Here is a 13,293-nt window from a genome sequence, read left to right on the forward strand (position 1 = left end):
CGTCCCGTGGCCGGTAGAGTTTTACGCAGTATCAGACGCAGAACCAAGAGGAGGCCCATGTGGCGCACTTCGTGATCATGGGTTGTGGCCGTGTCGGGGCAACCCTGGCACACACGCTCGAGGAAGCCGGCCATTCAGTGGCCATTATCGACCAAGACGACCGTGCCTTCCGCCGGCTCCGTGCGGGCTTCACCGGCCGTAAGGTCACGGGGGTCGGATTCGACCGCGAGACCCTCAAGCGGGCCGGCGTCGAGGAAGCCTACGCATTCGCGGCGGTCTCCAGCGGCGACAACTCCAACATCCTCGCCACCCGGGTAGCCCGCGAGACCTTCCACGTTCCCCACGTCGTGGCCAGGATTTACGATCCGGGCCGCGCCGAAATCTACCAGCGCCTCGGAATCCCCACGGTGGCCGCGGTCCGTTGGAGCGCCGACCAGGTGCTGCGCCGCATCCTGCCGGAACAGCACGTCGCCGGCGATTTCCGCGAGCCCTCGGGCCGCCTGGTCCTCGCCGAGGTGGACCTCAACCCCGGCTGGATCGGTCACCCGCTCGCGTCGATCGAGAAAGCGGCCGGCATCCGGGTCGCGTATCTGACCCGGTTCGGCGAGGGGACCCTGCCCGCCGCCGGCATGTCCTACCAGGACGGCGACACCGTCCACGCCATGCTGAACGTGGACCGCAGCTCCGAGGTCGGCCATATTCTCGCCAAGTCCCCCGCCAAGGAGTCCTAAGTGAAAGTCGTCATCGTCGGTGCCGGAAGCGTCGGATCCTCGATCGCCCGTGAACTGCTGGCCCACAAGCACGAAATCCTGCTGATCGATGAGAAACCGGAGGTCATCGGCCGCAGCGGACTGCGCGGCGCTCACTGGCTTGTCGGTGACGCCTGCGAGCTGAGCACGCTGCAGGACGCCAAACTCGAGGACGCCGACGTCGTGGTTTCCGCCACCGGTGACGACAAGGTCAACCTTGTAGTCTCACTGCTGGCCAAGACGGAATTCGGCGTGGGGCGGACCGTCGGCCGGGTCAACAACCCGAAGAACGACTGGATGTTCGATGACTCCTGGGGCGTCGACGTGGCGGTTAACACCCCGCAGCTCATGACCGCACTGGTGGAGGAAGCGGTGGAGATCGGCGACCTGGTCCGGCTGCTGACGCTCCAGACCGGGGTGTCCTCGCTGGTGGAGTTCACGGTCCCGCATGATTCCCACGTGATCGGCCTGACCGTGGGCGATGTCCAGTGGCCCGAGGACTCCACCTTAGTGGCGATCCTGCGCGACCAGGCACCCCTCACGCCCAGCCGCGACGACGTGATCGACGGCGGCGACGAGTTGTTCTTCGTGACTACTATCGCGGCCGAGGACGACCTCCGCGCCCTGCTGGCACCCGAGTCCCCGCTCGATGATCAGCACCCGGTGACCTCGGACCAGCACGGCCACGTGACCCAGCCGGCCGGAGACGACGGCTTCGACGGCTGACTGGCTTTAAACCGCAGTTGCGCTATCAGTTGTGGCTGTTCTCAGGACTGTGATGTCTCATCACATCGTTGACACTTCATGTCTCAACTGATCGTGGACAGTTCGTGTCTCAGGACTTCGTGGACGGTTGCTCGGCCGGGCCGCTGAGGCCGATGTAGACGGTTCCTTTGACCGGGCGCGGGTGGCTGATGATTTCCGTTCCCCGGGCGTCGAAGAACATGATGGTTGCGTCGTCGTAGAGGACGTGGACCTGTTGGCCTGCGTGGCTCGTACCGATGTAGAAGTGCATCCCGATGACCGTGACTTCGCCCTGACGCCCTACCTTCCGTTGCACGCTCTGGCGCGGGGTGGGTTTGCGGGTCTCGGGCGTCGGGGGTTCGGGCGGCAGGGCTGTCGCGGTGGCGTTCCAGGCCTCGGCCGGGGTTGTGCCGGGTGGCAGCGCCTGATGCTCCCTTTCGGTGTTGTAGTACGTGTCGAAGACATCGACACGGGCCTGCAGTTCCTCGATGGTCGCGGCTTGGGCATGGCGGTTCAGGTAGGTGTGCAGGGTTCGGTGGAAGCGTTCGTTCTTGCCCTGGGTGGTGGGTTTGTAGGGTTTGCCGGTGATCGGCTCGACGCCGAGGGTTTTGAGGTATTCCACCAGGGCGCCGGTGCGGCCCCTCCGGGTGGGATTGAACGCTGCCCCGTTGTCCGACAGGAACTTTTGGGGCACTCCGTGGCGATCGATAGCTACTCGCACCACCTGGATGGCCGCCTCGGATGTCTCTGCGTCTGCGACCAAAGATGCCAGTGCCAGGCGGGAATGATCATCGATGAGCTGGAAAATGGCCACCTTGGTTCCGCCGGCCAGCAGCCACTGCGTGGAGTCGATCTGCCAGCATCCGTTGGGTTCCGGATAGACGAATCTTTGGTAGGCGCTGCGCGGTTTCTTCCTCGGTTCCGGGACCACAGCCCCGGCCCGGGTGAAGATCCGGGCCAGGGTGGCACGTGATGGCGGCTGGACCCCTTGGCGCCGCAGTTTGGCAGCGACGCTCAGCGGTCCATGATCAAAGCCGAGCCTCTTGAGGGACTCCCGCGTCGAGAGAGCTAGCTCCGCCAATGAGTTGTCGATCCTAGCCGGGCTGGTAGTTGGCCTGGTCGAGGCCGTTTCCAGGGCCTTGATCGGACCCACGGCTGCAGCCGCGGCCCGGATCTTGTAAAACCAGGCCCGGGACACCTTATGACGTCGGCAGAACTGTGTGACCGCACCCCTCTCAGCGTCGTCAGGCCATGTCGCCACCAAGTGCCGGATCTTGATATCGGGCTGCATTTTGCTCATGATCCGAGCAAAACCGGCCCGAGTGTCCACGATGTCCTGAGACACACTGTCCACGATGTCCTGAGACAGAAATGTCCATTAAGTCATGAGACTCAACAGCTGTTCTCAGGACTGGGAACAGCCACAACTGATAGCTCAAGCGGTTGGTCGAGCTATTTTGTTTCGGCTTCTGCGTCTGTTTCGGCCAATACCGGCGCGGGCCGGGTCAGCAGCCAGGCAATCCAGACGCCGAGGATGTAGAGCGGGGCACCCATGAGCAGCCGGGTGGTGGCGAGGGCGGCGAGGCCTTCTTCCCCCATGAAGTAAAGCGGAACCTGCACCACGAGCCGCAGGACCAGCACGGAAACAATCACCCACGTGCCGATCCCGTAGGCCTTTACCCGCTTCGGATCTTTACGCCAGTCCAGGCCCTCGTTGCGGATGAAGCCGAAGAGCAGGCCGGCGATCGGCCAGCGCACGGCGACGGAGATGGACATCGCGAGGATGTAGCCCATGTTGGTGAAGAACCCCAGGACGTAGAAGTTCTCCGCCTTTCCCGTCGAGGTGGCGAGCCAGGCGGAAAGCCCGACGCCTATGAACCCCGCCAGTGCCTGCGTCAGAGGCTTGCGCTGGACGAGCCTGGCCACGGTAAAGGCGGCGGCCACCGCCACGGAAGCGATGACGGCCAGCGACAGGTTCTCGCGGTCTATGGTGAAGGCGATCAGGAAGACGAGGCCCGGCAGGATGCTCTCCGCGATGCCCTGGATGCCGCCGGCGCTCTTAAGCACGTCAATATTGCCGTTGCTCGACCGGTGCAGGCCGGCCTTTGCCGCATAGTCGCCGGCAAGCTGGGCCACGGTCGGCTGCGAAGCAACGGGCTGGGACGCGACGGGCTGTGAGACTGTCGGCTGGGACGCGACGGGGCGGGAAATGTCCTGGTCGGTGCCGGCGGCTTCCCGTGGCTCCCGCGGGTCCAATTCCCTGTCTTCCCGCCGGGGGGCCCGCTCGGGGTGTTCGGGCAAGGTCATTGCTCCTCCTGGCGGGACAGTATTTCGTAGCGCGGATTGAAGATGGTGGGCAGTCCGTCACGGATGGTGACCATGCCCTCGAGCCGGAGTTCTGTGCCGGCGTCGACACCGGGAATCCGTCGGCGCCCCAGCCATACGACGCGCAGCCGGTCCTTGGGGCCCGCGGGCCGCTGGCGCTGCGCGCCGGGACGCACGCGGTGGGTGGACACGGTGGCAGGCAGGCTGCCGGCCGCTTCTGCACCGGCGCCGCCCTTCGCGCCGGCTCCCAGGAAGCGGGAGACCGGGGCTGGCGCGTCGTGATCAATCACGATGGCGGTGAAGGCGGCCACCTGGTTGGCCGGCACGTACGTGACGGACTCGATGAAGCCGTGGCATAGCACCCGTCCGCGGTCCGGCAGGTCCCGGACCGGCACGGCGGCGGTAGCTTTCTTGCCGGCGGCTTCAGCCAATCTGGGTTATCTCCGGTCCGCGTTCGGGCTGTTCGAATTCGGGGGCCGCGTGCGGGGAGGGCGCGGCCGCCGTGTCCTTGGGAAGGCGGAGCTGCAGCAAGTCGCGCGGCGGCATGGGGTTCTCGCCGCGGACGACGACAATCTGCCGGAAGAGCCCTTCCAGCCCGGCCGCGGAGTCGCGGTCCAGTGCCGCCTCGCCGCCGAAGACGCCGCGGAGAAACCAACGCGGGCCGTCGACGCCGATGAAGCGAGCCACGCGGTAGCCCTGGCTGCCGTCCGCGCCGCCTGCAGGGAGCTTGGCCACGAGCTCGGTGCCGAAGCTGCCCTCGATCTCTTCGACCTGGCCGCCCTGGCTGCCGACCGACTGGCCGATCTGTTCACGAATTTCGTCCCACAGGCCCTCTGAACGGGGGGCAGCGAAAGCCTGAAGCTGAAGGCTCGACCCCTCCAGGTCCATCGTGACGGCTACGACCCGCTGGGTGGCCTCTTCAACTTCCAGGCGGAGCTGGAGTCCCTCGCGGGGGGTGATCAGGAGCGCACCAAGGTCCACGTAGCCGTCCTGGCCCTCGATTTCCGAGACGTCGAAGGGACCCGTAGAGGCCCGGCCCGCGGTCTTGGCTGCGTTGCCGGCAGGCTTCGTGCCGTCCACAGTCGCAGTGCCGTCAACAACAGCCTCCTGGTCCGTATCGGGCCCTGTCAGCTGTTCCTGCTTGGCTTTCTTGCCACGCCCAAAAACCATGGGGTTGTCTCCTTAGTTGTGATCCTGTGCCGCCGCGCGGCGCCATCCTGGCGCCTGCCTGCGTGGCCGTCCGCTACCCGGCAGCCGCCTGCTCAATTTTCCCTGCACCGCTGATCTTGTTGCAGCGCCGTGTGCGGCACTGCAGAATCCCGGATGACCCTCATGGCCAGGCCGGAACCTGTATTCAGGCCGGTCCGCCGAAACCGCCGGTGGAGCCGAAGCCGCCTCCGCCCCGGACCGAGCCGTCCAGTTCCTCGACGGGGAGGAACCGTGCATACTCCACGCGTTGAATGACCATTTGTGCAATTCTATCGCCGCGCCGCAGCTCGATCGCCTCGTCCCGGTCCGTATTGAGCAGTGTCACCGCGATTTCTCCGCGGTAGCCGGCGTCGACCGTGCCGGGGGCGTTCACAACGGTCAGACCGTGCTTTGTGGCGAGGCCGGACCGGGGGTGGATGAGCGCAACGAAGCCGTCAGGGAGGGCAATGGAAACCCCGGTTGGAACCAGGCGGCGCTCCCCCGGCGCAAGGACCACGTCCTCGCGGGCGCGAAGGTCGGCGCCGGCGTCGCCCGGGTGCGCGTACGACGGCGGTTCGAGCCCGTCGTCGAGCATCTTCAGCTGTACCGTCAAGGTGGGCGTTCCATACTCTGCATCGCGGGCCATTGGTGCGGCCCCGGCGACGGCGGTGTTTTCTTCAGTCACAGTCCCTCACTCTAACGCCAGCAACGAGTATCGTCCTAGCCGCCTGCGCGCCCGCGGGCTGCCAACCGGCCGCGCGTGCGGGCCGCCGGGTAGGAGCGGGGCTGGCATGGACTTCGAGCCGGGTGAAGCCGAGATGAAATAGCCCGCGAAAGATGGAAAGCTGGGCATATGCCCGAATCCAGCGCAGCTGCGCCTGCCCCCAAGAGTGCCCCGAGCGACTCCACTGTCCTGTACGCCGAGAAGCTCTGGCCGAACTTCTGGATCTGGCTTGTGTCGGCGGGGCTCTCCAGCGCCGGAATCCTCATGCTGGCGCCCATCAGCATCTGGGCCGGCATCACCGCAGCCATTGTGCTCTTCGTCGTCATCTCTGTACTTCTGGTGCTCTCCACGCCGTCGATCACCGTCACGAAGACCACCCTGAAGGTGGGCCGGGCCACGATCGAACGCGGGTTCCTGGGAAAGGCGACGGCGTTCCGGGGCAAGGAGGCGACGGCGGAACGCGGCACACGCCTTAACGGCCTGGCGTTCCTATGTATCCGCGGCTGGGTGGATCCGGTGGTCCGGATCGAGATCGAGGACCCCTCGGACCGCACCCCTTACTGGCTCACATCCACCCGCCACCCAGAGCAGCTGCTTGCCACACTCAATTCCTGACTTGCACCCGTTGCCGGGAGCCTAGCCCTCGCAGTCCTTGCAGTACTTGAGGCCGTCCTTTTCTCGGGCAATCTGCGAACGGTGGCGGACGAGGAAGCAGGAGGCACAGGTGAATTCGTCTGCCTGGGCGGGCAGGACCCGGACCAGCAGTTCCTCCCCGGACAAGTCAGCGCCGGGAAGTTCGTAGCCTTCGGCGAGGTCGGACTCGTCTTCATCCACCACAGCGGAAGGCTTCTCCGTACGCCGCACCTTCAGAGCCTCAATGGAATCCTCACTGAGGTCTTCTTCGGTCTTGCGCGGCGCATCGTAATCAGTCGCCATTATTTGTTGCTCACACTCCGCATTCGTTCGATTCGATCGATGTGACCATTTTGCTCAATTTGATCAAATGGTTCGCCAGTCCCGGCAGCCCTGCCGGGCTTGTGGCCTCGGGCTCCCGGAGCGGTTCTCCGATGTCAACGCCGGACATGCGGTTTTTGTGCCCGGTGTCGGTCATTTTTGCTTAAGCTCCTGCCGAACACCAGAGCCCGCTGCTCCCTTCCTGCCGTTATCTTCCGCAGACCGGCCAAAACCGCCGGAAAGTCGCGGAAAATCACGGCGCGCCAGCCGTCCTAACCCGAAATGCGTCCCGCTGGTGGCAGAGTTTCGATTGTTAGTAATGCCAGGGTGGAGGATTTGTATGCAGGATCTACGGCTTGTAGGCGTCCACGACGACGGAGAGCATCTCCTGTTGAGTGGCACCGGCGGCGAGATGTTCCAGCTGCCGATCGATGAAGCACTTCGGGCGGCAGCCAGCCGGACGGCGGCCAAGGCCGCTTCCAGCGCGGCCGCGGCACCCATTGCCATGTCTCCGCGGGATATCCAGACCAGGATCCGGAACGGAGCCACCGCCACCGAAGTGGCGGAACTGTCCGGCATTCCGCTGGAAAAGGTTCAGCGCTATGAAGGGCCGGTCCTCGCCGAGCGCGAGTACATCGCCGAACAGGCGCGCAAGGTTGAGGTGGCCTCCCCGGCCCCGGGCCACGACATCTACCGGTCCGTATTCGGGGACAATCCGGCTTCGCTCAGCGACATGGTCGAGCACCGTCTGAAGGCCTACGGCGTCGAACCCTCAAGTCTGGAATGGGACTCGTGGCGGCGTCCCGACGGCAGCTGGAACGTGGTGGCCCGCTTCGAGCCGAAGCCCGGCGGCCCGGCCGGGATCGGCGAGGAACCGCCGGCCATGTGGACCTTCCACCCCGCCCGGAAATCGCTGCACAACGCGAACCGCTGGGCCCAGCAGCTGAGCGAACTCGAGCCTCTCGAAGGCCCCGTTCCGACGCGCCGGCTTACCGCCGTTTCCGACCGGCCCTTTGACTTTGAAACCGATGCCGAGGCCGCAGCCCGGACGGCGACAGGCCAGCACAGCATCATCCATCAGATGCTGCTTCAGCAGGACCGGATCCACCAGGAACAGGACGCCGACGGGCTGCTGGACATGTTGCGTTCCCGCCGGGGTCACCGTATCGGGGTGGACGAGGACGCCGACGACGCCCTCGCCATGCTCCTGACCAATGGGGTCCCCGCGGCCCATCCCCGGCCCGCCGAGGTGCCCGAAATAGCCGAACTGGCGGAGCTGTCCGAGGCGTCTGAGATTTCGCAGGATGTTGAACCGGAGTCCGTCCCCGCGGCCGTTGAGTCTGACGACGTCAATCCGGATATCAGCGACCCCGGGCAGCCAGCAACTCCTTCGGCAGAGGCGGCCGCCCCGGTCGAGACCGATGCCTTCACGCGCCGCCGCGACGGCCGGCCGTCGATGCTCTCGCGTCTGACCCTGGCACCGCGCATCCCCGAAGAGGACGACGTCCTGAAGCTGCACGACGGCGTCAGCACTGAGACGCGGGAAGTTACCATTGCGGCCTCGCAACTTCGCCCGGCGGCCAAGAACCCGACTGCAAGCCCTGGACTGGACGAACTGATCGGCGGCGGAAGCTCGCGCCGGCAGCACCGCGAGTCCCAGGGCGCCACCCGGAACGACGCCGGTACGGACCAGCCGGAGCGCCAGCCGGCCAAGCCGAAAAGATCGAGTGTTCCCAGCTGGGATGAAATCGTCTTTGGGACCCGCAACGACCAGTAGGACAACCGCTGTGCTTTAGCGGCGGGGCGCTTTCTTACCGTCGGCCTTGAAGCACAGCAGCGGAACTTCCCGTTCGGCCTTGGTAAGGGACCCGTGCTGGCCTACGACTTCCAGGGCCGTGGGCCGGACCCGGCGCGTATCGTAGAGCGCCAGCGAATCCCGGGCCGCGATCATGACGTGCCCGATTCGCAGGGCTGCTTCCGCGCGCACGTCACCGAACAATCCGCCTGCGATCGCTTCCTCACGGGTGAAGGCCCAGATTCTGTCCCCGAAGCGGGACCGCCAGCTTTCCAGCAGGCGTGCACGGGCGACGTCGTCCGTTCCGTCCTCAAGGTACAGGTGAACCATCCGCGGCTCGCCGGCGGTGTGCCGCACTCCGGCGATGAGCGCCGGATCCGCGGAATAGTCGATCCGCTGCGACTCCGGGACATCGACCATGCCGTGGTCCGCCGTAAGCAGAACGGTGGTTCCGGGCGGCAAAGTGGCGTTGAGCCGGCGCACGGTGGCATCGAGCTCTTCGAGCTGGTGTTCCCACTGGGGTGACTGGCAGCCGTAGCGGTGCCCGGCCTTGTCCAGTTCGTTGACGTAGAAGTACATCAGCGAGGGCCCGGCGCCGGCCATAGCCTCGGCCGCCGCGCCGGTGCGGGCGTGTGAGGTGATGCCGGTGACGAATCGTCCGCCGCGGAGCGCAGCCTGGGTCATGGCCGAGGTGCTGAACTGCGGGAGGCTGACCGTCGTGACGTCGACGTGGTCGGCAGCCCTTTCAAATACGGTGGGGAACGGCTGCCAGGTCTGGGGGTCGACGCCGGCGTCCCAGTTGCCGAGCATGTTCACTACCCGGTCTTGGTCGGGGTCGAGGACGTCGTAGCCGACCATGCCGTGCTGGCCGGCCGGGAGCCCGGTGCCAAAGCTGGCAAGGGACGCCGCGGTGGTGGACGGGAACGCCGAGTCCAGTGACACCGGGACGCTGCCCTGCCCGGCCTGAAGGACCGAGCGCAAGAACGGCGTGTGCGCGGTCTTTTGCTTCAGCAGGTTGCGTCCCAGACCGTCGGCCAGCACCACACAGACCCGTTGGGCCGGCGGCAGGTGCAATTTGTTCTCGAAACCCGGGACCCCCAGGCTGGCCGCGGCACTTGTCAGGACCTCGGCGATCGAGCGGTGACCAAATGCTGGGGCCGGCGGGAGCGGGGAGGACCCGGCGGCGGCCGTCACCGGGGCAGCCTCTGGCTCACGGACGTGAGCCATGTCAGCGCTGGTGGCCGCGGCTGAGGCGGTTTCCGAACACACCCATCCGCGGTCGGGGCGGCAGACCGGGCCCGGTGTGCGGGACCGGTGCCGCGGAGCCGGTGTTGACGGCACGTAGGGCGCGCGCGAAGAGCTTGGCATCCTGCACGGCCTGCAGGCCGTCGGCCTCGGCGCTGATCCGCAGGACGATGTCCTCCTGCGCGATGGTGCCGCTGTAGCCGTGATCGGCCTCGCACTGCGGGTCCCCGCAGCTGGCCGGCCCCATGTCCAGGCGCTGGCCGCCGGACCAGGCAATGGACAGCGTCAGCTCACGGACCGGGTCAGAGGGCTTGTAGTCCTGCGGCTGGGCGTAGACGTAGCTGAGGACCACCGAGCGGATCTGCGTCACCGGGACGGACTCGGTGGAGACCTGGGCGACGGTCTGCTCGCCGGCTTCGTCAAGCTGCTGGTCGTCAACATGGGTGATGACCAGCATGTCCTCCGTCAACACCAGGACTGTGATGTGGCGGCGGACCTCGGCACGGTCGAAGTGCGTCTCGAGGTGCACCAGGTGTGCCACGCAATCGCGGCCGTCCAGGGCATCGGCGACAACGTCCGCCACGAGGCGCGGGTAGAACCCGGCCTGCTGGAGGGACCCTTCCAGGCTCTGGCCCTGCGCGCTGTGGTCATGGAGGCCATGGTGGTGCGCGGTCTGGCGTCCGGGGGCAGTCGCCAGGGGTTTGGGTGTTGGAGGCTGGGAGCTCATGGTCTCCATTTTCACAGATCGGCTGGGGACTTGCTAACTGCGCGGTCCGGAACAGGGGCTTCGGGGATGGGGGCGGGGGCCTAACTGCGCATTGCGCGGCGCGCGGTGTCCGTCCGCTGGGCGGCGTTGGCGATCCTGACGTCGGCAGCCAGGATGGACGCGCCGTCGGGCCCGGCGAGGACGGGGTTGAAGTGCACCAGCGCGACCTCCGGATGGTTGTCCTTGAGCCGTGTAAGCCGGGCGGCAAGATCCTCCAGCGCCGCAACGTCGACGGCCGGAAGGCCCTGGTACCCGAACAGTTTCCTCGAGGCCCGGGGCGCCCGGACGAAGTCGTGGACGTCGGAGCCGGAAAGCGGCGGCACACGGTGGGCCCAGTCGTCGAGCAGGTTCACGGCGTCGCCGGCCAGGCCGAAGGAGATCACCGGCCCCAGCAACGGATCCTCGATGGCACGGAAGGTGCAGGCCTGCCCCACCGGCACCATCGTCTGCACTTCCAGGGACGGCGAGCCGTACCGTTCCAGCGATTTCCGCATCTCCAGCACGTTGCGCCGCATCGAATCGGCGTCATGGATGTCCAGCCGCACGCCTCCAAGGTCCAGCCGGTGCCGCAGGGCCGGATCCGTGGTCTTCAGCACCACCGGCCAGCCGAGACGCTCGGCCGCCGCCACGGCCTCCTCCACCGTTTCGAACCCGACAGACGGGACCACCCGGATGCCGTAGTGGCCCAGCAGCCGCGCGGCCGTGTCCTGGTCCAGCCGGACCAGCTGCTCCCCGCCCACGTTGTGCAGCAGCTGTTCCAGCTCTTCGCGGGCGGCGTCCGGGTGGCAGCCTTCGGGTTCCACGAACAGGCCTTGGTCCCGGTCCAGCCACTGGGCATAGCGCACGACGGCGGCCAGTGCCGCCACCGCCGTGCCGGGGTTGGAGTAGCAGGGTACCGGCGGAGTGAGCAGAGCCTGCTGTGGCTGCTCCGGCTCGGCCCCGACCATGCCCTCCACGTAAATGGAAGGATCAAGGATTCCGCTAAACGCGGCAACCACGGGCTTGCCGGCAGCCGCGGAACATTCCGCCAGCACGCCGGCGATTTTTTCGACAGTGAGGCCGCGCGCCGGAAGCAGCGCCACCACCACAGCGTGCACCGAGTCCGACGTCAGCGTTTCCTGCAGGCTCCGCCGCAGGGCCGGCAGGGCGCGGGACATGCCGGCGTCGAGGTCGACGTCGGCGACGATCCGGTCCACGCCGAGACCCTGCCCGGCGGCGCTGTCCGCCACCACCTTGCCGAGGGCACGCGAATTGCTGAAGACGGCGATGCCGGGGCCCTTGGGCAGCGGCTGGCTGGACACGATCTGGGCGACGTCCATGAGTTCTTCGATGGTCTCGACCCGGATCACGCCGGCCTGCCGCATCATGGCGTCCAGGGCTTCAGGGGGCGCCTGCGTGGTGCGGACGGCGTGCCCGGGCGGCAAGTTCAGGCCCATGGCGTCGGACTTGGCCACAATAACGGGCTTGATCCGGGCCAGGCGTCGCGCCAGCCGGGAAAACTTGCGCGGGTTGCCGATCGATTCCAGATACAGCCCCACCGCCGTGGTGTCGGCGTCGTCCTCCCAGTACTGCATCAGGTCGTTGCCGGAGACGTCGGCGCGGTTGCCGGCGGAGAGGAAGGTCGAGATGCCCACCCTGCGGCGGCTGGAGGCGGCGTAAAGGGCTACGCCGATGGCGGCCGACTGGCTGAAGAGCCCCAGGCCGCCGCGGCGGGCCAGCGTGGGCGCCATAGAGGCGTTGAGGGACACGGCCGGGTTGGTATTGACGATGCCCAGCGAGGCTGGCCCGATCACGCGCATGCCGTTGGCGCGGGCCTGCCGCACGAGTTCGCGCTGGCGGGCCAGTCCGCGTTCGCCGTCGTCCGCGTACCCGGCGGTGGCGACCACGATTCCCTTCACGCCGGCGGCGCCGCATTCCTCGACGACCTTGGGGACTTCGTCATACGGGACCGCGATGACGGCGAGCTTGACCGGACCCGGGACCTCAGAGAGCCGGGCGAAGGAGAGCATGCCGGCCAGTTCCAGGGCCTCCGGGTTGATGGCATACACCGGGCCGTGGAACCCGCCTTCGATGATGTGCTCAAGCAACTGGTAGCCCACGGTTCCCCATTTGCGGCTCGCCCCGATCACGGCCACGGAGGACGGGGCCAGCAGTTCCTGGATGCTGCGGGCCTCGGCGCGGTGCTCGCGGGATTCCATCACGGCCCGGGATTTGTCCGTGGGATCGATGTTGAACTCGAGGCTGACCACGCCGTCGTCAAAGTGCCGTTTGACGTCATAGCCGGCGTCGGAGAACACCATGAGCATCTTGCGGTTTTCCGGGAGCACTTCGGCGCTGAACTTGCGGATCCCGTTTTCGCGGGCGGCGGCCGCGAGGTGTTCCAGCAGGATCGAGCCGATCCCGCGGCCCTGGTGGGCGTCGGCGATGTTGAAGGCGACCTCGGCCTCTTCCGGGTCGTTGAGCCGGTCGTAACGGCCGATGCCCAGGATCTCGCCGCCGATGGTGATCACCAGGGCAACCCGGTCCTTATAGTCCACCTCGGTGAAGCGCTTGAGTTCCTTGCCGGTCAGCCGGGACTTGAAGGCGAAGAAGCGCATATAGATGGACTTCTGGGACTGGCCCACGTGGAAGGCCTGGACCGCGTCCGCATCGGAGGGGTGGATGGGGCGCAAATGTGCTGTGCCGCCGTCGCGCAGGACAACATCGGCTTCCCAATATTCCGGATATACGCCGTCCGAGGGCTGATCCACCATAGGCTTAGCCTAGTCATAAACTTACGCAGTACCCGTTCAGCACCCCCTCA

General features: G+C 66.7%; 13 protein-coding genes. 4 read left to right on the plus strand and 9 right to left on the minus strand.

Going from position 1 to position 13,293, the window contains the following annotated elements:
• The first annotated feature begins 59 nt into the window (after positions 1-59).
• Complete coding sequence (locus ACVWYS_RS11280) at positions 60-731, plus strand: potassium channel family protein (protein WP_344365688.1); 672 nt, start codon at positions 60-62, stop codon at positions 729-731.
• Positions 732-1,475 carry a potassium channel family protein gene (locus ACVWYS_RS11285; RefSeq protein ID WP_456506978.1) on the plus strand — a complete coding sequence of 248 codons (744 nt, stop codon included), beginning with the start codon at positions 732-734 and terminating at the stop codon, positions 1,473-1,475.
• Positions 1,476-1,584: 109 nt separating this feature from the next.
• Here ACVWYS_RS11285 and ACVWYS_RS11290 read toward each other — a convergent pair whose 3' ends face one another.
• From ACVWYS_RS11290 to dut, 5 genes are all read right to left on the minus strand, one after another.
• Positions 1,585-2,574 carry a DDE-type integrase/transposase/recombinase gene (locus ACVWYS_RS11290; RefSeq protein ID WP_456509744.1) on the minus strand — a complete coding sequence of 330 codons (990 nt, stop codon included), beginning with the start codon at positions 2,572-2,574 and terminating at the stop codon, positions 1,585-1,587.
• A gap of 371 nt (positions 2,575-2,945) precedes the next feature.
• Positions 2,946-3,800: a DUF3159 domain-containing protein gene (locus tag ACVWYS_RS11295; RefSeq protein ID WP_456506979.1), complete on the minus strand. Its 855-nt coding sequence runs from the start codon at positions 3,798-3,800 to the stop codon at positions 2,946-2,948.
• Positions 3,797-4,249 (minus strand): hypothetical protein, encoded by a 453-nt coding sequence (locus ACVWYS_RS11300; protein WP_116768187.1) that lies wholly within the window; start codon positions 4,247-4,249, stop codon positions 3,797-3,799. The genes ACVWYS_RS11295 and ACVWYS_RS11300 overlap by 4 nt, the downstream gene beginning before the upstream one ends.
• Entirely contained in the window at positions 4,242-4,988 is a 747-nt protein-coding gene (locus ACVWYS_RS11305) for a DUF3710 domain-containing protein (RefSeq protein WP_116768188.1), read from the minus strand. The genes ACVWYS_RS11300 and ACVWYS_RS11305 overlap by 8 nt, the downstream gene beginning before the upstream one ends.
• Before the next feature lie 184 nt (positions 4,989-5,172).
• Complete coding sequence (dut, locus tag ACVWYS_RS11310; protein WP_116768189.1) at positions 5,173-5,691, minus strand: dUTP diphosphatase; 519 nt, start codon at positions 5,689-5,691, stop codon at positions 5,173-5,175.
• Between the two features lie 168 nt (positions 5,692-5,859).
• Between dut and ACVWYS_RS11315 the strand changes: the two genes are divergently transcribed.
• Positions 5,860-6,345 carry a DUF3093 domain-containing protein gene (locus ACVWYS_RS11315; protein WP_456506980.1) on the plus strand — a complete coding sequence of 162 codons (486 nt, stop codon included), beginning with the start codon at positions 5,860-5,862 and terminating at the stop codon, positions 6,343-6,345.
• A gap of 21 nt (positions 6,346-6,366) precedes the next feature.
• Here the strand turns inward: ACVWYS_RS11315 and ACVWYS_RS11320 are convergent, their stop codons facing one another.
• The gene (locus ACVWYS_RS11320; protein WP_091255680.1) at positions 6,367-6,666 is read right to left on the minus strand and encodes a DUF4193 domain-containing protein; all 300 of its coding nucleotides are present in this window, start codon (positions 6,664-6,666) and stop codon (positions 6,367-6,369) included.
• 358 nt (positions 6,667-7,024) lie between these two features.
• Here ACVWYS_RS11320 and sepH point away from each other — a divergent pair, with 358 nt between their 5' ends.
• The gene (sepH, locus tag ACVWYS_RS11325) at positions 7,025-8,461 is read left to right on the plus strand and encodes a septation protein SepH (protein WP_456506981.1); all 1,437 of its coding nucleotides are present in this window, start codon (positions 7,025-7,027) and stop codon (positions 8,459-8,461) included.
• Between the two features lie 15 nt (positions 8,462-8,476).
• On the opposite strand, the gene ACVWYS_RS11330 is transcribed toward sepH, so the two are convergent.
• The 3 genes from ACVWYS_RS11330 to ACVWYS_RS11340 form a co-directional block, all read right to left on the minus strand.
• Positions 8,477-9,706 (minus strand): alkaline phosphatase family protein, encoded by a 1,230-nt coding sequence (locus ACVWYS_RS11330; protein ID WP_116768192.1) that lies wholly within the window; start codon positions 9,704-9,706, stop codon positions 8,477-8,479.
• A gap of 1 nt (position 9,707) precedes the next feature.
• On the minus strand, positions 9,708-10,451 hold the full coding sequence (locus tag ACVWYS_RS11335; RefSeq protein ID WP_091255674.1) for a DUF5998 family protein: 744 nt from the start codon (positions 10,449-10,451) through the stop codon (positions 9,708-9,710).
• A gap of 80 nt (positions 10,452-10,531) precedes the next feature.
• A complete protein-coding gene (locus ACVWYS_RS11340; protein ID WP_456506982.1) occupies positions 10,532-13,243 on the minus strand; it encodes a bifunctional acetate--CoA ligase family protein/GNAT family N-acetyltransferase in 2,712 nt (903 codons plus the stop codon).
• Positions 13,244-13,293 lie beyond the last annotated feature (50 nt).

The organism is Arthrobacter sp. TE12231 (assembly GCF_054062895.1).

Bases quoted from the DNA above. Each gene is read 5' to 3' on its own strand.
- sepH (WP_456506981.1), top strand. From the start codon at position 7,025: ATGCAGGATCTACGGCTTGTAGGCGTCCACGACGACGGAGAGCATCTC.
- ACVWYS_RS11330 (WP_116768192.1), bottom strand. From the start codon at position 9,706: ATGGCTCACGTCCGTGAGCCAGAGGCTGCCCCGGTGACGGCCGCCGCC.
- ACVWYS_RS11335 (WP_091255674.1), bottom strand. From the start codon at position 10,451: ATGAGCTCCCAGCCTCCAACACCCAAACCCCTGGCGACTGCCCCCGGA.
- ACVWYS_RS11320 (WP_091255680.1), bottom strand. From the start codon at position 6,666: ATGGCGACTGATTACGATGCGCCGCGCAAGACCGAAGAAGACCTCAGT.
- ACVWYS_RS11295 (WP_456506979.1), bottom strand. From the start codon at position 3,800: ATGACCTTGCCCGAACACCCCGAGCGGGCCCCCCGGCGGGAAGACAGG.
- ACVWYS_RS11315 (WP_456506980.1), top strand. From the start codon at position 5,860: ATGCCCGAATCCAGCGCAGCTGCGCCTGCCCCCAAGAGTGCCCCGAGC.
- ACVWYS_RS11340 (WP_456506982.1), bottom strand. From the start codon at position 13,243: ATGGTGGATCAGCCCTCGGACGGCGTATATCCGGAATATTGGGAAGCC.
- ACVWYS_RS11305 (WP_116768188.1), bottom strand. From the start codon at position 4,988: ATGGTTTTTGGGCGTGGCAAGAAAGCCAAGCAGGAACAGCTGACAGGG.